Source organism: Arcicella lustrica (assembly GCF_034930985.1).
GTDB classification, from domain to species: domain Bacteria; phylum Bacteroidota; class Bacteroidia; order Cytophagales; family Spirosomataceae; genus Arcicella; species Arcicella lustrica.
In genome coordinates this window covers 25,273-44,408 of record NZ_JAYGIM010000017.1, presented here as the reverse complement: position 1 = coordinate 44,408, position 19,136 = coordinate 25,273, and the positions used below count along the sequence as shown (strand labels likewise).

Annotated in this window: 16 protein-coding genes and 3 tRNA genes; 6 read left to right on the top strand and 13 right to left on the bottom strand. The window is 32.4% G+C overall.

Annotated features, from left to right (window positions below; all coding sequences use genetic code 11):
* Positions 1-81: 81 nt before the first annotated feature.
* Both VB798_RS20670 and VB798_RS20665 read left to right on the top strand, forming a co-directional pair.
* Positions 82-408 (top strand): tetratricopeptide repeat protein, encoded by a 327-nt coding sequence (locus tag VB798_RS20670; protein WP_323689137.1) that lies wholly within the window; start codon positions 82-84, stop codon positions 406-408.
* Between the two features lie 58 nt (positions 409-466).
* Positions 467-2,137: an FAD-dependent oxidoreductase gene (locus VB798_RS20665; protein ID WP_323689136.1), complete on the top strand. Its 1,671-nt coding sequence runs from the start codon at positions 467-469 to the stop codon at positions 2,135-2,137.
* 54 nt (positions 2,138-2,191) lie between these two features.
* On the opposite strand, the gene VB798_RS20660 is transcribed toward VB798_RS20665, so the two are convergent.
* Together VB798_RS20660 and VB798_RS20655 are read right to left on the bottom strand one after the other, a co-directional pair.
* Positions 2,192-3,013: a purine-nucleoside phosphorylase gene (locus VB798_RS20660; protein ID WP_323689135.1), complete on the bottom strand. Its 822-nt coding sequence runs from the start codon at positions 3,011-3,013 to the stop codon at positions 2,192-2,194.
* Positions 3,014-3,143: 130 nt separating this feature from the next.
* Entirely contained in the window at positions 3,144-4,364 is a 1,221-nt protein-coding gene (locus VB798_RS20655; RefSeq protein WP_323689134.1) for a BaiN/RdsA family NAD(P)/FAD-dependent oxidoreductase, read from the bottom strand.
* Between the two features lie 134 nt (positions 4,365-4,498).
* Between VB798_RS20655 and VB798_RS20650 the strand changes: the two genes are divergently transcribed.
* The 4 genes from VB798_RS20650 to VB798_RS20635 all read left to right on the top strand — a co-directional run bounded on the left by VB798_RS20650 (position 4,499) and on the right by VB798_RS20635 (position 9,196).
* Positions 4,499-5,476: a DNA/RNA non-specific endonuclease gene (locus tag VB798_RS20650; RefSeq protein ID WP_323689133.1), complete on the top strand. Its 978-nt coding sequence runs from the start codon at positions 4,499-4,501 to the stop codon at positions 5,474-5,476.
* Positions 5,477-5,696: 220 nt separating this feature from the next.
* Positions 5,697-6,674, top strand: coding sequence for a glycosyl transferase (locus VB798_RS20645; RefSeq protein ID WP_323689132.1), 978 nt, complete (start codon positions 5,697-5,699; stop codon positions 6,672-6,674).
* A gap of 57 nt (positions 6,675-6,731) precedes the next feature.
* Positions 6,732-7,898: a glycosyltransferase family 9 protein gene (locus VB798_RS20640; protein ID WP_323689131.1), complete on the top strand. Its 1,167-nt coding sequence runs from the start codon at positions 6,732-6,734 to the stop codon at positions 7,896-7,898.
* 224 nt (positions 7,899-8,122) lie between these two features.
* Positions 8,123-9,196, top strand: a complete 1,074-nt coding sequence (locus VB798_RS20635; protein ID WP_323689130.1) for a hypothetical protein — start codon at positions 8,123-8,125, stop codon at positions 9,194-9,196.
* On the opposite strand, the gene VB798_RS20630 is transcribed toward VB798_RS20635, so the two are convergent.
* The 11 genes from VB798_RS20630 to VB798_RS20580 form a co-directional block, all read right to left on the bottom strand.
* Entirely contained in the window at positions 9,193-10,368 is a 1,176-nt protein-coding gene (locus tag VB798_RS20630) for a glycosyltransferase family 4 protein (RefSeq protein WP_323689129.1), read from the bottom strand. The two genes, VB798_RS20635 and VB798_RS20630, sit on opposite strands and share 4 nt — an antisense overlap.
* 113 nt (positions 10,369-10,481) lie before the next feature.
* The gene (locus tag VB798_RS20625) at positions 10,482-11,036 is read right to left on the bottom strand and encodes a WcaF family extracellular polysaccharide biosynthesis acetyltransferase (protein WP_323689128.1); all 555 of its coding nucleotides are present in this window, start codon (positions 11,034-11,036) and stop codon (positions 10,482-10,484) included.
* Positions 11,033-11,938, bottom strand: coding sequence for a glycosyltransferase family 2 protein (locus tag VB798_RS20620; protein ID WP_323689127.1), 906 nt, complete (start codon positions 11,936-11,938; stop codon positions 11,033-11,035). Before VB798_RS20620 ends, VB798_RS20625 begins: the two co-directional genes overlap by 4 nt.
* A 6-nt stretch (positions 11,939-11,944) precedes the next feature.
* On the bottom strand, positions 11,945-13,087 hold the full coding sequence (locus tag VB798_RS20615) for a glycosyltransferase (RefSeq protein ID WP_323689126.1): 1,143 nt from the start codon (positions 13,085-13,087) through the stop codon (positions 11,945-11,947).
* 8 nt (positions 13,088-13,095) lie between these two features.
* Complete coding sequence (locus VB798_RS20610; RefSeq protein WP_323689125.1) at positions 13,096-14,142, bottom strand: acyltransferase family protein; 1,047 nt, start codon at positions 14,140-14,142, stop codon at positions 13,096-13,098.
* Positions 14,124-15,278: a glycosyltransferase gene (locus tag VB798_RS20605; protein WP_323689124.1), complete on the bottom strand. Its 1,155-nt coding sequence runs from the start codon at positions 15,276-15,278 to the stop codon at positions 14,124-14,126. The genes VB798_RS20610 and VB798_RS20605 overlap by 19 nt, the downstream gene beginning before the upstream one ends.
* 2 nt (positions 15,279-15,280) lie before the next feature.
* Complete coding sequence (locus VB798_RS20600; protein WP_323689123.1) at positions 15,281-16,573, bottom strand: hypothetical protein; 1,293 nt, start codon at positions 16,571-16,573, stop codon at positions 15,281-15,283.
* Positions 16,574-16,660: 87 nt separating this feature from the next.
* The gene (locus VB798_RS20595) at positions 16,661-18,403 is read right to left on the bottom strand and encodes a hypothetical protein (protein ID WP_323689122.1); all 1,743 of its coding nucleotides are present in this window, start codon (positions 18,401-18,403) and stop codon (positions 16,661-16,663) included.
* 80 nt (positions 18,404-18,483) lie between these two features.
* Positions 18,484-18,557 (bottom strand) — tRNA-Arg (locus VB798_RS20590).
* Between the two features lie 95 nt (positions 18,558-18,652).
* Positions 18,653-18,726, bottom strand: a tRNA-Pro gene (locus tag VB798_RS20585).
* 37 nt (positions 18,727-18,763) lie between these two features.
* Positions 18,764-18,851: transfer RNA gene (locus tag VB798_RS20580), tRNA-Ser, on the bottom strand.
* Positions 18,852-19,136 lie beyond the last annotated feature (285 nt).

The following is a 19,136-nucleotide window of genomic DNA, read 5'->3' as shown; positions in this document are numbered from 1 at the left end:
ATTCCTTATTAATTCACAATAATAACGAAAAGTTTTAATAATAGTATGCAAGCATACTATTATTTCTAAATATTTTATCAAATGTCATTTAACAGATTAGCATTATTAAAACAGTTTTTGGAAGAAGAGCCAGAAAACCCTTTTAATCATTACGCATTAGCAACAGAATTATTAAAAACTGATGCCGAAGAAGCCAGTAAGATTTACTTGTATTTATTAAAAAACCATGCCGACTACTTGCCTACTTATTATCATGCAGGCGCATTGTTTTCGGAGTTTGGAGAAAATGAATTGGCTGAAAAGACCTATCAAGATGGCATTGCTTTAGCCCAAAAAGTAGGAAATGAAAAAGCTTTAAAGGAATTGAAAGGGGCTTATCAATTATTCTTGGATGAATTGGATATGTAGAAATTTTGATGTGTTTTGGTAATAGTTGTTCTTCCGTAAATTAATCTCAAACTAAACTATGAAAAAATTTAAACCTTTATTTTGGCTTTTGAAAGCTACGATTACAGTTTTTTTATTCTCTGGATTCCAGCTAAATAACAATACCAAAGCACAAGTTTACAAAGCAGATGTAATTATTTATGGCGGAACTTCGGCTGCAGTTATAGCGGCGGTACAAGTAAAAAAAATGGGGAAAAGCGTAATCGTTGTTTCTCCCGATACACACTTGGGCGGTTTATCTTCTGGTGGTTTAGGCTTTACTGATACGGGTAACAAAGAAGTAATTGGTGGACTCTCTCGTGAATTTTATCAAAGACTGTATCAATATTATCAAAATAATAGTACTTGGCAATGGCAGAAAAAAGAAGAATACGGCAATAAAGGGCAAGGTACTCCTGCAATTGATGGTATAAATCGAACAATGTGGATTTTTGAACCTCATGTAGCAGAACAAGTATTTGAAGATTTTGTCAAAGAAAACAAACTACTTGTTTACCGAAATGAATGGCTTGACCGCTCTGAGAAAGGCGTAGTAAAAGTATCAGGAAGTATTCACTCTTTTCGAACTTTAAGTGGGAATGTTTATCAAGCAAAAATGTTTATTGATGCTACTTATGAAGGCGACCTCATGGCGGTGGCAGGTGTCGATTATCATGTTGGTCGTGAAGCCAATAGTGTCTATGGTGAGCAATGGAATGGGGTTCAACCAGAAGTATTTCAACATGGTCATCATTTTAAAGTGAAAATTAGTCCATATAAAATAGCCAACGATTCCACAAGTGGACTTTTGCCTGAAATTTCATCAGAACCAATTGCAGAATATGGTTCAGGAGATAATAAAATTCAAGCTTATTGTTTCAGAATGTGCCTGAGTAATCATCCAGAAAATAGAGTACCTTTTCCTAAACCAGAAGGTTATGACCCTGCTCGATATGAATTACTTGCCCGAGTTTTTGCCTCTGGCTGGCGTGAAACATTTGATAAATTTGACAACATTCCTAATCGAAAAACAGATACCAATAATCATGGACCTTTTAGTACAGACTATATTGGTAAAAACTATGATTATCCAGAAGCAAGTTATGAACGCCGTAAGCAAATCATCAAAGAACATGAATTATATCAAAAAGGACTAATGTACTTTTTACAAAACGACAAAGGTGTTCCTGCTGATGTTCGTGATAAAATGCAAGAATGGGGTTTACCTAAAGATGAATTTAAAGACAATGGTAATTGGCCACATCAATTGTATATTCGTGAAGCAAGAAGAATGATTGGTGAATTTGTGATGAAAGAGGCTGATGCTTTAGGAAAAACCCAAGTTCCTAATCCAATAGGAATGGGCTCTTATGCCTTGGATGCTCATAATGCACAACGTTATATTAAAAAGGATGGCTACGTACAAAACGAAGGAGATATAGGAGTACATCCAGATAAGCCTTATTCAATTGCTTATGGCTCTATTTTACCTAAAGAAAAAGAATGCAATAATTTATTAGTTCCTGTTTGTTTATCAAGTTCGCATATTGCTTATGGTTCTATCAGGATGGAACCCGTTTTTATGATTTTAGGGCAATCGGCAGCTACAGCAGCAGTACTTTCTATTAACAACAAAGTATCGCCTCAGCAACTACCTTATAGTAAACTGAAAGCTGTATTGTTAAGAGATAAACAAAGATTAGAACTATAAAAAACTGGGTATCCTTTCATCATAATTCCTGTAAGGATACCCGATTCTCTTAAATTAAGCACTTTTTATCAAAGTACTAATAATTTTTGTCATCAAAGGTTCAGACTTAGCGGCGGCGGCAATAATTTTCTCTAAGCTTGCTTTTTCTAAGGTCTCAGGAATTCCCATATCTGTAATGATTGACATCCCGAAACATTTCATACCCATTTGATGTGCCACGATAATTTCTGGAACAGTTGACATTCCAACGGCATCAGCTCCTAAAATTCTCAGTAATTTATATTCTGCACGAGTTTCTAGTTGTGGGCCTGGTGCCATAACATAAGTACCTTTTTGTACAGGAATATTCAAAGAATGAGCGATACTTTCAGCTTTAGCAATCAGTGTTAAATCATAAGGGTCACACATATCAGGGAAACGGTCTCCAAAACTAGGGATATGTTTACCTGTTAATGGATTTTCTGGCATAAATAAGCTGATATGGTCTCGAATAATCATTAAATCGCCTACTTTAAACGCTGGGTTCATACCACCCGAAGCATTTGAAACAATTAATTCTTTCACGCCCAATTGCTGCATTACTCTAACAGGAAAAGTAACTTCTTTCATAGAATAGCCTTCATAAAAATGAAAGCGACCTTGCATACAAATGACATTCTTCTCTCCGATTTGCCCAAAAATCAATTTTCCTTGGTGAAATTCAACCGTTGACACTGGAAAATTAGGAATATCTGCATAACTAATACTTTGAAGAATGTCAATTTCATTGACCAAAGCACCTAATCCTGTGCCAAGAATTATTCCAAAATCAGGTTTAAAATTAGGTACTTGTTGTTGAATAAAGTCAGAAGTTTCTGTTATTTGTTGAGAATACATGATAATTTGAAAATGTGGTGATTTGAAGATTTGAAAATTAATATTTTTTGATGAAGTAAGCTCACTGATAACATGACTCAATTCATTTTGTCAGTTGTTCCCAAAAAAACGTGAAAATAATTAAAATAAATTACATATTTTTCCCTGCTACAAAACCCGTTGTCCAAGCTGCTTGAAAATTAAAACCACCAGTTACTGCATCAATGTCTAAAATTTCACCAGCAAAAAATAGATTTTTGATGAATTTACTTTCCAATGTTTGTGGATTTACTTCTGCCAAATCAATGCCTCCACAAGTAACAAACTCCTCTTTGAAAGTGGTTTTACCTTTTACTTTTTGTGGACAGTTCAGCAAATTTTCAATCAATTTATTGGTTGATTTATTCGAAATATCAATCCAACGCATTGATTCATCAATTTCAGCAAGTTCACAAAACTTCTTCCAAAGTCTTGTAGGTAAAGTAAATTGAGGATTCGATTGAATAAGTTTCTTAGGACTTACTTTCTTTTGTAAAGTAAAATTTTCTCTGACTTGATTTTCTGAAAATTCAGGAATCCAATTAATTAATGCCGTAAAATCATAATTTGTATCCGCTAATTCCCTCGCTCCCCAAGCCGAAAGTTTTAAAATCGCTGGTCCAGAAAACCCCCAATGTGTTACCAATAAAGCACCTTCTTGCACAATTTTCTTTCCTGCAATTCTAACCGAAGCACGTTGAACACTTACTCCTGATAATTCAGTAAAAAGTGAATCAGGTACATTAAAAGTAAACAATGAAGGAACAGGCTCAACGATTTGATGCCCTAAATCTGCCAACCATTGATAAGCAGATTTTTGTGGGTTTCCACCTGTTGTAATCAGTAAAGCGTCGCAATCTAACTTTTCTTCACTCAAAAGCTGAACGCCAATTACTTTATTTTCATTTATTAAAACAGATTTAACGCCAGCAGAAGTAATGATTTTTACACCTAATTCTTTCGCCTTTTTCTCTAAACACAAAGCAATCGTTTCAGAACTATCCGTATCGGGAAACATCCTTCCATCAGCTTCTGTCTTTAAAGTAACTCCTTGTTTTTCAAACCATTCAACAGTATTTCTTGCATTAAATTGATTGAATAAGTTTCTCAGAAAACTCCCTCCTCTTGGATAAAACTTAGATAGCTGTTTATTATCAAAACAAGCATGTGTAACATTACAACGCCCACCACCAGAGATACGAACTTTGTTCAAAACCGTTCTATTCTTTTCTAAAAGTATTATTTTCGCATCTGGATTACTTTCAGCAACAGATATTGCTCCGAAATATCCAGCAGCTCCGGCACCAATAATAATTATATTTTTTTGAGACATTGATTAGTTTATCGAAGCCGTATTTGTTTACTTGCTCGAAAAGTAAAATTACGAAAAATGTTCTCTGAATTTTAATTTGAGTATTTTCTAACATCAATTATCATTTAAAGCGGTGTGTTTTACGCAACAAAATTATGGGTAAAATAAAATTTCTAGTTTTTCTGCTATTCCTTGGTATCGTTTTATACTATTGGGGCAAACCTTCGCCGATGAAATCTTTGCAAAATGACTTTGCAAAAATTGGTAGCCAGAAAAAAAGTAAAGAAAAGGAAGCGCCAAATCAAGAAGAAGAAACAACGAATGAAGAGGAAACTGCCAGCTTTACCGATGATGTTTCTAAGAAAATTAAAGAAAAAGTAGAAAGTTCAGTTTTAGAAACAATCCAAGAAAAGGTTTTCGGGAATTCTAATAAGCATGAAGAAAATACCGATGGCGGAACTTTGGATGATTATATTCCATACTTCAAAAACAATACTGAAATTGTTCGTCATAAAGCTTTTATCCTAAATTATCGTGAAGAATATGAACAAGCGTCATGGGTTTTGCATCGCTTGGAAAAAGAAGCAGTTGATGGTCACGAGGCTCGTTCAAACGAATTCATTGAAGACCCTTTGGTTGAAACAGGTTCAGCTCATACACGAGATTACTCTCGCTCTGGTTATGACCGTGGGCATTTATGTCCAGCGGCAGATTTCAAACACGACAAGGAATTACAAGACGAAACCTTTTATATGTCGAACATGTCCCCACAGAACCCTGATTTTAATCGAGGAATTTGGAGTAATTTAGAGGATAAAATTCGTCATTGGGTTATTAGTAGAAAACAATTGATTATTGTGACTGGTCCTGTTCTGAAAAAAGGCTTAAAAACTATCGGAAAAAGTAATTTAGTAGCAGTTCCTAATTCGTTTTATAAAATAGTTTATGACCCTGAAACAGAAGAAGCCATCGCATTTTTAATTCCTAACGAAGGTTCAACAAAATCGATTAAATATTTCGCTGTTAGTATCAACGCTATTGAAAAACTTACTTCAATTGATTTTTTCGCAAAATTGCCTGATGATTTAGAGCAAAGAATAGAAAGTAATGTTAAAATTGAGGATTGGTTTTGAGCAACTTACTTGATAAAAAAGATATTGTATTCCCTTTTAGGGATAATGTCGTAACTTTATTTTCGAGTATATTATCTTTTCATTCGACAGAGAAGCCTTGTTTATGATAAAATATTGTATTAAACAATGTTTGTTAATTGATAAAGCATCCCTATTTTCACATATTAATTAAACCCTATTTACTTCATCAGATAAAGTTTGGCTTAATTTTCAAGAAATTATGACTTTAGCATTTACCATTTGTTCCATAAATTATCTTGCTCAAGCTCAGACTTTGGGGCAGTCTCTCCAAAAAACTAACCCCGATATTGAATATGTAATTGGCTTAGTTGACAGGCTTGACCAAGTTACTTTGGATACAGATAAAATCCCTCCCTTTCAACTATTAGAAATTGACAAAATCGGTATTGATTGTTTGGATGAAATGTGTGAAAATTATGACATCACTGAACTCAATACGGCTGTAAAGCCTTTCTATTTTGATTACTTTTTTAAAAATAGAAAAGATATTCAAAATGTTATTTATTTCGACCCAGACATCATTGTTTATCAAAAACTAAGTAGATTAACTGAAAGTCTGGCAGAAAAAAGTATCGTGATTACACCACATATTTCTTCTCAGATTCTCGACGATTTTGACACAAAAGAAATTGCACATTTGAATACTGGAATTTACAATCTAGGATTTATCGGAGTTGGAAGAAGTGATGAAAGCTTACAAATGATTAATTGGTGGAAAGAGCGCCTTAAAAATGATTGTAGGATTGATTTATGCAATGGTTTATTTGTAGATCAACACTGGATAAATTTTGTGCCTATTTTCTATAAAGATTCAGTACTGATTGAAAAACATCCAGGTTATAATGTTGCCTATTGGAATCTTCATGAGAGGCAAATCACCAAAGAAGTCGATACTTTTTTAAGTAATCATGAACCCATTATCTTTTTTCATTACAGTGGCTATCAACTTAGTAAACCTAACAGTGTTTCTAAATATCAAGATCGCTCAACTTTTGAAAACAGACCAGATATTATTGAATTATTTAAAGATTATGCACAAAAATTAAAAGATAATTTTAATGATTATTATATTCAAATTCCTTGTTTCTATATTAAACCACCTAAAGTAAAAAGATATAAAAGAGTTCGAAAAGCTTTACAGCTACCATTTAGAAAAGTACTGGCGTTAATTGATTAACAAACAGTAGTGTTTTTCGTCTAACCTGTATTTCATACAAGAAGGTATTTAAAGATTATGCTAAAAAGAGAGTATTGCGGAAATAGACCAACAAAACTTAGACTAAGAGTATTAGACCTCCTTGTTGACTTTTTTGTTTTTATTTTCCGAAAACATAAAAATAAAGCGTTCATATTACCAGAGAGAATTTTACTTTTCAACTTTGGTCATCTTGGTGATATGCTGATGATGAGCTACATGATAGATATCTTCAAAAAAAAATATCCTAATGTTGAAATTCATATTGTAGCGGGAAGTTGGTGTAAAAATTTAATTGTTAATAATCCTTTATACGATAAAGTCTTTTTCATTAATCACTACAGAACAAACAGGAGTGCTTTATCACTTTATGCTAAATTCAAATTGTATATTAATGATATAAACGACTTTTTAACAACGCATAAATCGTTACACTATACTCATTCTTTTGATTTTAGGTATTCTGGTTATAATGCCAATATGCTTTTCCCTTTTTTAAATGCTGACCAAAAAATAGGTTTTGGGACCAGAGGAATGGGAAGTTTGTTGGATATTGAATATTATATGCTTCCAACACCATTTCATTCTGTTGACCAGCAGATACAAAGTTTAAGAAGTTTAGGAATTGAGCAGACTAGTAAAAATATTGAACCTGTTCTTTCAATGGCGGTTGAAGAAAACAAAAACTTCAATATTAGCGGAGAGTATTTTATGTTATTTCCAGAAGCTGGAACAAGGAACAGAATGTTTTCAAATAATTTTTGGATTTTCTTGATTAACTATCTTTTGCTAAAAAGACCTGAGGCTAAAGTGATGATTTGTGGGCTTACAGAATATTCAACCAAATTAAAGATTGAGCTTGAAAAAAAACATCCAGAAAAAATTATTGATGCCGTTGGAAAAGTTTCTATTCCTCAAATGGTTCCTATTTTACAAAAAGCAGCTGGTGCGCTAACGCTAGATTCGTTTCCTGCTCATATTGCTTCTACCCTTACTTCTACGCTTTGTCTTTTTAAAGAAGGGACTGGTTTAGAGTATTTTCCAATTAATGCCAAACCTACCTACATTATTCATGATCATAAATATTCAAAAAATATTACTTCGTTCAGAAAACAAATGAAGATTCAATACATTCCTTCTTTAGACGAGCTAAGTTTACCCAAAGTAGCAACTTTAGCGATGACCGAGTTGTTTGATTTGAAGTAAAAACACACGTTTTTGAATATAAATTTTCATTTATTTATCTATAATCCTGTCTTGAATAAAACTAATTTGTTGAAACTACTAAATTCGGCATCCTTTTTGTAATCATTATTTCGATAATGAATATATGTTTTAAACGTATTATTTTCGGCGTTGAACATTATTGAAAACATCAAAAATATTTTGTTTTATTTAGTTATAGCTTTTTTCGAATGGATACCAAAATCATGACAAATACTTCTGAATTAAATGAGTCTGATAAAACTTATCGAACTTTGGAGAACTCCATTTTGAAAATACAAAGGTTCACTAATAAGCTCGCTAAGAAATCAAATCCAAGTCATGAACTTCAAGCATTCTGGGAATTAGGAGACCTTTCTTTAATAAATTGGATTAGCGATACTCACTGTTATATTAGTAGAAAAGGACAGAAATTACAGTTTTTGGCTAGACCGTCAAAATTAGAAATTATCAGTTTTCATCTTGAAGAAGGTGATAAACTTTTAATTTGTGGAGATTCTTTACGTAAGAAAATATCAGATAATGAGATTGATGAAATTCTACAAAACAGTTCAGGTCCAAAAGATTCTTGCTTGAATTTATTAAAAATAGCCAATATTGATACTCCATACAATGTTTACAACGTACACAATGTTGTTGTTTTAGAAGTAATTGATCAACAAAAAACTATCACTCCGATTATTTCTGACGAAAACAATCCTTTCATTACTAAATCAAATGATAAATACTTGTTCATCCCAATTGTTTTATTGGGCATTGGGTTATTAGTTTATTCTTACGGAAGGAAAAACACTTTTGACATTTCAGGCTTTTTCAATCGCCAAACAAATCAAACTGCCGTTGCAAGTGATAGTGTTAGTAGCATTATTAAAAAAGATTCACTTACTCCTTTCCAGTCTAATCAAGCTACCGACAATTCGTTTGAAAGTAATCCAACGGAAGAAAATATCGAAAGTAATAATTCATTTGATGAACCAAATGCCAAACCAATTACTAGCAAAGTAGAAACAGCAAATGCTGATTTACCAAGCTCAGAACCAGCCAAAACACCACAAAAATCGGAGAATAAAACCAATAATTTCAATGTTCAGAAAGAAGAACAAAACTATAATGCACTCGTAGAACAAAAAGACAAATGGATTAGCATTAGAAGAGATTTACAAGATAAATACAATAATGGAGATTCTTCAGTAAGTGAGCAATTAGAAAATAGCAAAAAAGTAATTCAAAGAATTGAACAAAAACTACAAGAAAGCTCAAGAAAAATGAATAAAAACTAAGCTTTCATTACTTCTTGGTTAATTGATTGTAATTTCTTTTTTGATGTTTTTTCTTCAGATTTTACTTCATTTGATAATTTCTTTAAATGCTTTTCATTATTTTTTTTCAGTAAATGTGCTGTAAACATATATAAGCCAAACAAAGCACATAATAAGTAAAGTGAAGTAGTATTTTCGGCTTTTCTGCTGATGAAAACAAATAATAAGGTAGCAATAACCGTAAAACTCCAAAGTACTAGCGAAGCTTGAAAATGAGAGAGACCACTATCAATCAAAAGATGATGTAAGTGATTTCTATCAGCAACAAAAGGAGACTTCTTGTTTTTCAGACGAATAATAAATACTCTTAATGTATCAAAAATCGGTACAACCAATACTATAATGGCTAATATTGGTGCAGCAAAAGTACTGTTAGGGTCGAATCTGTATTGGATATTTAACTGAATAAATCTAACTGCAAAAAGTGCTAAAATAAAGCCTACAATCAAAGACCCAGTATCGCCCATAAATATTTTAGAGGTTTTTGAAAAGTTAAATCTCAAAAAACCAAGTAAGGCTCCAGACATTGATGCCGCCAAACAAGCCAAAGCATAATGTTCGTTCAAATAAAACCAAATACCGAACAATCCTCCCGCTATCATTCCTATTCCTCCCATCAGGCCATCAATACCATCAATTAGGTTTACAGCATTAATCAAAGCAATAAAAACGAAAACAGTAAGTGGCAAACTAATAATATAGGGAACTGAGTAAATACCAAAAATACCAAAAAGGTTTTCAATCCGTAAGTCACCAAGTACAACAACGAGCAATGAAGCTGCAATTTGGATATACATTTTCTTCTTGGGTGCAAGGATAAGTATATCGTCTTTCACGCCCAAAAAAAACAAAATTACAATCGCTGATATTGAAAGATGGATAAGCTGCCCTTCATCAGGGTTTTCCCATAAAAAATAACTAATTAAAGTAGAAGCAAAGACTGCTACACCACCTAAAGTAGGCGTTGCAACTTCATGAGAACTTCTCTCTACTGGTGTTGCAACCAAATTCTTGAGTCTGGAAATATTAATGATAACAGGAATTGCAGTAATTGATGTAGCACAAGCAACCACTGCCGAAACAATGATATGGAAAAGGTTGTTGTTATAAAATGTCCAAAAGAAGTTAGTCATCGTTGTATATTATCAATTCAAAATTTAGCTAAAATGTCAGGAAGTATCCTAATAGGGTTAAAGTAGTACTATGCAACACAAATTACAATTAAAATATAAAAGCACCAAACGCTTTAGTTGATGATATTTCTTTGTCTAATTTCTTTCGCTGGATTTCCCTGATAAATGGTATATGCCTCCATTTGCTTTGTCATCACTGAATTAACCGATAAAACCGAATGAGATTTTGCCAATACTCCCGGACAAACAACAGATTTAGCGCCAATCCAAACCCCATCTTCTAAATTAATCCCAGCTACTTTTAAATCAAAAGTTGTTTTTGAATAATCATGATTTCCGGTTAATAACATCGCTCCTTGCGAAATACAAACATGATTTCCCAAGCTTACCATTGCCAAATTATCAATCCAGACCATTTCTCCAATCCAAACGTAATCTCCAATTGATAAAAACCAAGGATATTTAATCGTTACTTGGGGTTTAATCATTACTCCTTTTCCTATCTTCGCTCCAAACAATTTCAACATAAAAATCTTAAACGACACTGGAAATGGAATATTAGAATTGATGACTATAGCCCCTACAATATGCCAAATTGTTCTTTTAATAAAGCCTCCAGGTTTATACCAAGCATTATCGTACAAAGACAAATCTGTTGTTTTTTTCATTTCGTTAAATCTTTATTAAATTCCTCCTTGAAAAACTTTTCAATAGCTTTTTTGTCTCTTCCTACACGATGATATACTTCATACACCTTAGCATCTACTAAAAATCTATACCAGAAACCTTGTAAAAAATGCCAAATGAATCCTTGCTTTCCATCTAAAAATCCTAATCTAAAAATATATCGATAAAGAAAGTAAATTATCGGACGAATAAACAATGGAATTGAAGCATATTTTACTTTCAAAAATCTAGTTCTTTGCTCTTGCGAACCAAAGAAATTTGGTTCTACCGATTCAAAATTTCTGAAATTGTATTTAATATTCAATAAATCAATTACTTCTCTGATAGCGTATAAATTGTGTTTCTGTGTCCACCAAGTAAGATTATTCAAATTGTGATCTACTAAATCGTTTTCTAATTGTATTGTTTTTCCAGTCGTCAAAGTAATGTGTTCATCCATCCAACTCTCTTCACAAGCACCTTGTCCATTTCGCCAAATTCTCAATAACCAAATGGGATAATAAGCTCCACGACGAATCCATTTGTCCATGAAAATTACTCTTCTTTTGATATACATTCCAGCAATTTCAGGTGTGATATTTCCCAATTTCTGGTTAATTTCTTTCGCTAATTCAGGCAATACATACTCATCTGCATCCATCCTCATTAACCATTTGGTATTGAAAGGATTATTCTGAATACCAAAATTAAACTGAACTGCATAATTCACCCAAGTATTCTGTACCACTTTTGCACCAAGAGATTCGGCTATTTCAACAGTTTTATCAGTAGAGCCAGAATCAATAATGAAAATTTTATCAGTAAAAAGCAACAAAGATTCTATACATCTTTTGATATGTTTCTCTTCGTTGAAAGTAAGGATGATGACGGAAATATCTTGCATTAATTCTTATTTAGCAATTTTCTTAAACTCTTCAAATAAATTCTTGGCAACTAATTCAATATCATATTTTTCTTTTACCAAAGCTTTTCCATTGTTGGCTAAAAGTTCACAATACTTTTCATCATCAAGCATTTTGGTCAATCCATTTACAATACTTTGTGGATTCAATTCTACTAAATGAGCGGCGTTACTTTCTCGAATACTTTCACCAAAACCTACTCTATCTGATAATAAAGATGGAATTCCAGAAACTAAGGCTTCAAGTGTTGCAATCGAAAAGCCTTCTGAATGTGATGGCAATACAAAAATATCGGCATCTGCAAAAGCTGCTAATTTATCTTCGCCAACCAACATTCCTACCAATTTGATACTTTCTTGTAATGATTCCGTTTCAATAAATCTTTCTGTTTCGCTTAAATAACCATCGTCTGGACCAGCTAAAACCAAAATACAATCGTTTCTTTTATCAAGAATTGTTTTAAAAGCTGGCAACAATAAATCTAAGCCTTTTTTAATATTTATCCTGCTTAAAAATAATATCAGTTTTTTATCTTTTGGAATATTGTACTTTTCTTTAAAAATGCCTTTCTCTGGAAGCTTTTCAAAATTTCTCAAATTCATTCCATTTGGAACAATTTTAACATTTGGATGAGTGTGTCCTAAAAAGTTTTGTAAATCATTTTTTTCGTCAAGATTATTGATTTGAATCAATTCCGTTTTATCCAAAACACTTTTTTGAAAAAGTGTACCAAAAAGTTTTTTCTTCCAATAACCATTTGCCAAAGCCCAGCGGTCGAGCAAGCCGTGAATTGTTACACATTTTGGCGTTTTAACACCCGCTAAATATGGCGCTAAACCCGCAAAATGCCAAAGCCCATGAATATGAATTACATCATATTCTTTTCCATGTTTTTTTATCCAAAAAAATAATTCAGGCGAAAATTCAGCCCATAATTTTGCTAACCAATGTCTTTTACACACTACAATTTTTACTCCTTCTGGCAAAGCGTATAGCTTTTGCCCTTCAGTAATTGGGGTTAATATGGTTACTTCAGCACCAAGTTTTATTTGCTCAACGGCATGGTCATAAATAATTTTGGGCGGCCCGCCAATGTCCCAAGAATAGGCACAAATATTTAGAATTCTCACAGGTTTTATCATTTGGATACATTCATCAAGTACTTAGAAAGTGGCTTTTCAATCATTTTATGAATCAAAATACTTACAAGAAGAATCAAGATTCCGATAAAATAATTGTAAAAAACTGTTTGACTAGCAGACAAAGTACTTCCTAAAATTGAAGGCATTTTATTCAATAAAAGTAACATTGGAAAATGAATCAGATATAAAACATAGGAAGCATCTCCAAGTAAAATTGTAAATTTTGGTACAGTAATCGCAGTATTTGCTTCAAGGTTTAACAACGATATTAGTATAAATCCAGAAGGAAAACCAAACACCACTACACGTTGCCAATAATCAATATCACTAATTTCAAAACCAAAAATAACGATAATTATAATGGCAATGATGAGTAATAAAAAAGCAAGAAGATTACTCAATTTGAATTGTTCATAATACTTACAAATGATGAAGCCGAAGAAAAATTCAAGGTTATAACCACTGAAAACGAAATCGTAATATTTGTTGTTGAAAGAATTTCCAACAATCATATTCAGTATCGAAATCAGCAAAATAGCTACAGGCATAATCCAGAGTCTTTTTGAGAGAATTAAAATGGCAAAACAGCCATAAAAAAACAACTCGTAACTCAGTGTCCAAGTAACTGGATTGATAGCAAAGTGAAAAGGAATTAAAAAATAGGTTTGAAAATAAGCAGAAAATGTATGAGGATAAGCAGTATTTAAAACTTCTTTATGAAGAAAATCACTCATGAACCAGCCTAACAAAAATAGGCTCGTCATCACTAACCAATATATCGGAAATACTCTAAAAAAGCGTTTTTTGAGGTATTCTAGTAAATAATTCGGTTTACCAAAATATTGTTTACTTGTAAAATGAATAATAAAACCGCTGATAACAAAGAACAAATCGACACCAGCAAAGCCAAAACCAAAAAAATCTCCTAAAAAATCGACTGGAAAATTCTTTTTGATGTAGCCACCGATATGATAAAAAACTACCACAAAAGCCGCAAAACCTCTTAAAAACTGAATTGAATTAATTACTTTTTTGGATGACATAATTTTTGATAGCCCTGAAACATTTCTTTCGCCACATTAATGGGTGAATATTCTTGGATTATTTGTTTTGAAACCTCTCCCATTTTCACCAAATCTAGCTTTTTATCCATAAACTTCACTAATGTCTCAGCTATTTCGTTAACATTTTCTGGATTAAACGTGAATCCATTTTCAGATTCTTTTACTAATTCGGCAGCACAACCACATTTGTTTGAAACTGCTATTGGTAAGCCGCAAGCCATCGCCTCGTTAACTACCAAACCCCAAGGTTCAGAAAAACTTGGTAATACCAACACGTCGCTCAATGATAAATATTGGGGAACTTGTTGCCAGTTCACACCTTCAAAGAAGAACACATTTTGTACTCCTAAATCTTGAGCATATTGCTTTAAAGTAGCTTTCAAATCACCATCACCAAGTATTATTAAGCCCCAATCTTCTCTTTTTTGTGCTATTTTAAAGGCATCAATCAGTTTAAATAAATTTTTAAACTCAATTAATCGACCTACAAAAATAAAATTATGTTTGGGTAATTTCAGTGAAGCTTGTTTGGTTGCTCTTTGTTGATAATTTTCCTTATAAATCTCTTCAAGTAATTGATTATCAACACAATTTCTATTAACCAACATTTGCGAAGCCTTTGCTCCCAAAGCTAACATATACCCTTTAGATTGTTGTCCAAAATTAAAAAATCCATCAAAAAGCTTTATGATAAAAAGTGATTTAAACAACTCTTTTAAAAAGTTACGAGTATGATCACCACTTGTAGATTCATTGGAAAGTACAGTTTTTATTCCTGTCAGTTTACAATACCATAGAACAATTAATGAAGCCAAATCATAGTAGCCAGTCAAGTTAACAATATCAGGGCGATAGCTCTGAATTGTTCGTAAAATTCCGAGAACCCTTTGTTTTAAGCTTAAATCTTCAAGCACACCATCATGCAAAAGTTGATAGTTGTATTGATGCTTAAATACACTTGTATCATCAAATTTCAATCTACTTTTTTCAATTCTGGCTAATTGTAAAACCAAAAGCTCAAAATCATTTTCTTGATTTGAAATTAGTTGTAATTCGTTGAAAACAATGGCTTTGTAATGAGCCCAAAGTTGATTATGAACAATTAAAACCTTCATTTTTACGAAGTAAGAACAGGTGGCTGAACAGGTGAAAGTTCGTCTTCTGATGAATTATTTTCAGGATTTTTCTCTAAATATTTAACGCCCAAAAAACGAATAGCTACTCCAAAAATAAACCAGTAAGAAGTTCCGTATGGTTCACCTCCAGTAAAAATCCCTACAAAATAAGTCATGTAAAAATAGGCTATAAAACAGGCAAAGGGATTTACTTTCCATTTTAAAGTATAAATAGCCTCTTTAAAAATCATGTAGTTGAATAATGAAAAAGAAACTATTCCCGCTACGCCTAAATCTACAAATGTTTCAATAATCGGGACATCTACATAAATAAACCTAAAACCTCCACCCAATATAAAAGCATAAGGAATTTCAGAAAAAATAAATATGATATTATCAATATTGTTTACTCTCCCCAATGCTGAATAATCTACCGTTTTTTCATCTTGTAATCCAAAGGCAGTTAATAAAGCTCTTGAAAAAGTATCTAAGAATGTATTATAATATAAATCAATAATGTCAACAATCCTTTGCTGAGTACTTATAAAGTAAATTACTCCTGCAATAAACAAGAAAATACCTATTAGGTTTAAAGGTTTGAAGATACCTCTAATAAATCCAGATACAGACTCTCTTGTTACATTGAAGTAAAAAAACAAAGCAACAGCAAATAAAAATGCCAGCAATATTGACCTTGCTTGAGCAAGAATAATTACAATTACTGATAAGATTAAGTTGGCAAATGATAATAATTTCCAAAAAAGACTTTTTGATTTCAAGAAAAAATAAGAAGCAAAGACGCCTGCAAAAGCATTCCTTGCATATACGTGAGGATTTCCACTTGCAGTAGTTGTTCCATCACCAAAAACAACCGTTGCTCTTTGACCAATAATAAACAGAGGATTTGTTGCCATTGAATAAATCAAACATATACTTCCTAAAAAAGTAAGCAAAATGGCTACAGGTAAAAAGTAATCAGCAATATCGTTCGAAACACTTAATACCAAAAAAAAGAATGCAAAAATAAAAATGAAGTTTCCTATGTCTCTTATAAATGCAGTACGGTCTCTATCATATCCAAAAAACGGGTTATAAAACAAACAAGCCAATAATGCTAGAATCAAGAAAAAGCTAGCAACCCTAAAAATAGGAATATTGGGTTTGTAGAACTTTCTAAAAATATCTGAAGGAGAAATCATTAAAATTAACCCTAAAAATAAGCTTCCTATCGTAAAAGTTGAACTTCCTCCAAAGCCTAAAACTTCTTTAAAAAAGAAAATCAATGGGTTTCCCATAAATACTATGAACAAACCAAGTGACTGAATACTATATTTAAAATTAAAGTACGCTTTCATAATTACAAAAATAACAAATTTAAGCTGTTAGTCAGCTAGTACTTTACTAAAACCTTTCTGTTCATACACCCAATACTTTGCTCCACCGTCTTTATCAAATGCCTTGATTGGTTTATACTTTGTCAATTGCTTAGCACTTATCAAATAATGATACTGGTTTTCCTCAAATTTCTGATAGGCTTCATCACGAACCATACAATGGCTCATCATACTACTCGTATCAAAGAAATAATAAGTATTAAATCGTTTTGAAGAATCTGTATGAATATTTTTTAGTAAAATTTGATATTCAACATCCATTAGTTTTTCATCTTCACTAGCAAAAGCTTGCGCAATAATTGGTAAAGCATTCACTTGTTGAGTAGAATCTGATACTGGAATTTTTAATAGTTTACTTAATTTATCTACTCTGTAAGCTTCACTAATATTGGCTTGTTTTTCTCTTTCCAAACAGGCTAAATTCTTTGGAATAAATCCATCAAAATCTAGCTCTAAAGCGATTGTCTCGTTGTTGTCCAAAGAATTAATCCAACTAATTGCCTCCGCCAAATTTATTTGTTCAGCAGCCATTCTTTTATTGTTATGATAGATACCATATCCTGAATTAACGACTAATAGTAAGCAAAATACTGTTACCAAATACTTCTTTAAGTCTTCCTTTTGTGTTTGGATTACCCCAACAAAACCAAAACCAATTAAGATAATTGACATCATGGTTGCTGGAAAAAGATGAGAAGGATATAATTGAGCTGATTTTAACGAAGTAAATAAGAAAAACAACAAATTACCTAGATACATAAGTATGATTGTTTTGGAAGGATAAACCTTCAATAAAAACCAAGTTCCAACAATCGTACAAATTGTGAAGAATATATTCATCGGACTCGATAGAAAGTCCAAGATAAAAGCATAATTAAAGAATGTTGGCATCGGACTTTGGTGCATTTTGATAAAAATTACACCAAAAAAAGATTTCAATACCACAAAAGTATCTGTAAGCGCAAATGGGATAAAAGTAAATAAGGCGAATAGAATTACTAAAAAATAGTTCAAATATGTTTTAAGTGCAATTTTTTGCGCACGCAAATGAATAGCCAGGCTTCCAATGATAAATGGAGTAATAAATAAGAAAATTAATCGCTGAGAAACAGTTACGATAAAAAGTATAAATATCGTAGTAGCTATTTGTGGTGTAATTTTTTCTGTAAATAAAATCCTAAGAACAAGATAAATAAATAAACTTCCAGAAATAGCTTCTGGTCTGATAAGTGTAATGGTCACCCAAATAGATTCAACACATACACATAATAATACCAAAATTACTTTTGTATGATTTGTCAACAAAAAATGGGATGATTTTAGAATAAACCGAACAGTATTGAAAAGAATAATTCCAACAATGATAATTTGAGCTGCACGCTCCCAAAGAACAAATTCGTTTCGATGATTTAAGTAATAATAAGCACTATCATCAAAAATTCTCAAAAAGTCAGTAATTTGATGGAGTTCAGAAAAATGGTTCACAATCTGTGATACACACTGTATGATAAATAAGGAGTAAGCGATAAAAATACTAGGCAAACCTGCCCATTCTAAAGTTCTTGGCGTACATCCATACCAAAGGAAAACGCCTGATTCACTAATAAAATGTTCGTCGGTAGTATAAGTAACTAATGGAGGAGGAGAAATTATTCCGTAATAAACACTCAACATTGAAAATAACAACAGTATTACTGTAGCGATAATCGACAGGTTTTTATAAAGGTTCATAGGATGAGTTTGCGTTATCGAAAGTATTTTCCTACAAAAAAACCGCTTAGAAAGCGAATCTAAGCGGTTTTTAATAAAAGTGATTCCATCAGGATTCGAACCTGAGACCTACTGCTTAGAAGGCAGTTGCTCTATCCAGCTGAGCTATGGAACCTAAAAAAAATGTGTTAATCTGAGACCTCTAAGATTTGAAAATCAAGGAAATGAATTTTCAAATTCTCAAATCTTCAAACTAACACATTTAAAATGTCGGGGTGGCAGGATTCGAACCTACGACCTCTTGGTCCCAAACCAAGCGCGATACCGGGCTACGCTACACCCCGAAATATTCCCTTGCTAGAAATAATCATTACTTCTAAGCGGAGAGTGAGGGATTCGAACCCTCGGTACCCTTGTGAGGTACGGCAGTTTAGCAAACGGCTCCTTTCGGCCTCTCAGGCAACTCTCCTTAACACATTTAGTATCGCTTGTGATACTGTCGTTGTGTTTAGGTGATGCAAAGGTACGGCGATTTTTCTATTTCGCAAGCCCTCTCTCAAAAAAAAAATGAAATAATTTTAACCTTATTTGATAACATTTTCTTACAAAATTGATAATCAAAAGGTTATTATACCACTTAGAAGCCAAAAAAAATTAATATTTTTTCAATATTTTCATTTTCTTCATCTCATTTTTATAAAAATTAGCTTTTGTGTGTAGGGGAAAACTATATTTTGTATGTCAATGTTCTATC

Coding starts and splice junctions, on each gene's coding strand:
- VB798_RS20655 (WP_323689134.1), bottom strand. CDS start 4,364: ATGTCTCAAAAAAATATAATTATTATTGGTGCCGGAGCTGCTGGATAT.
- VB798_RS20635 (WP_323689130.1), top strand. CDS start 8,123: ATGACAAATACTTCTGAATTAAATGAGTCTGATAAAACTTATCGAACT.
- VB798_RS20610 (WP_323689125.1), bottom strand. CDS start 14,142: ATGTCATCCAAAAAAGTAATTAATTCAATTCAGTTTTTAAGAGGTTTT.
- VB798_RS20660 (WP_323689135.1), bottom strand. CDS start 3,013: ATGTATTCTCAACAAATAACAGAAACTTCTGACTTTATTCAACAACAA.
- VB798_RS20650 (WP_323689133.1), top strand. CDS start 4,499: ATGGGTAAAATAAAATTTCTAGTTTTTCTGCTATTCCTTGGTATCGTT.
- VB798_RS20600 (WP_323689123.1), bottom strand. CDS start 16,573: ATGGGAAACCCATTGATTTTCTTTTTTAAAGAAGTTTTAGGCTTTGGA.
- VB798_RS20625 (WP_323689128.1), bottom strand. CDS start 11,036: ATGAAAAAAACAACAGATTTGTCTTTGTACGATAATGCTTGGTATAAA.
- VB798_RS20645 (WP_323689132.1), top strand. CDS start 5,697: ATGACTTTAGCATTTACCATTTGTTCCATAAATTATCTTGCTCAAGCT.
- VB798_RS20670 (WP_323689137.1), top strand. CDS start 82: ATGTCATTTAACAGATTAGCATTATTAAAACAGTTTTTGGAAGAAGAG.
- VB798_RS20640 (WP_323689131.1), top strand. CDS start 6,732: ATGCTAAAAAGAGAGTATTGCGGAAATAGACCAACAAAACTTAGACTA.
- VB798_RS20605 (WP_323689124.1), bottom strand. CDS start 15,278: ATGAAGGTTTTAATTGTTCATAATCAACTTTGGGCTCATTACAAAGCC.
- VB798_RS20595 (WP_323689122.1), bottom strand. CDS start 18,403: ATGAACCTTTATAAAAACCTGTCGATTATCGCTACAGTAATACTGTTG.
- VB798_RS20630 (WP_323689129.1), bottom strand. CDS start 10,368: ATGACTAACTTCTTTTGGACATTTTATAACAACAACCTTTTCCATATC.
- VB798_RS20665 (WP_323689136.1), top strand. CDS start 467: ATGAAAAAATTTAAACCTTTATTTTGGCTTTTGAAAGCTACGATTACA.
- VB798_RS20620 (WP_323689127.1), bottom strand. CDS start 11,938: ATGCAAGATATTTCCGTCATCATCCTTACTTTCAACGAAGAGAAACAT.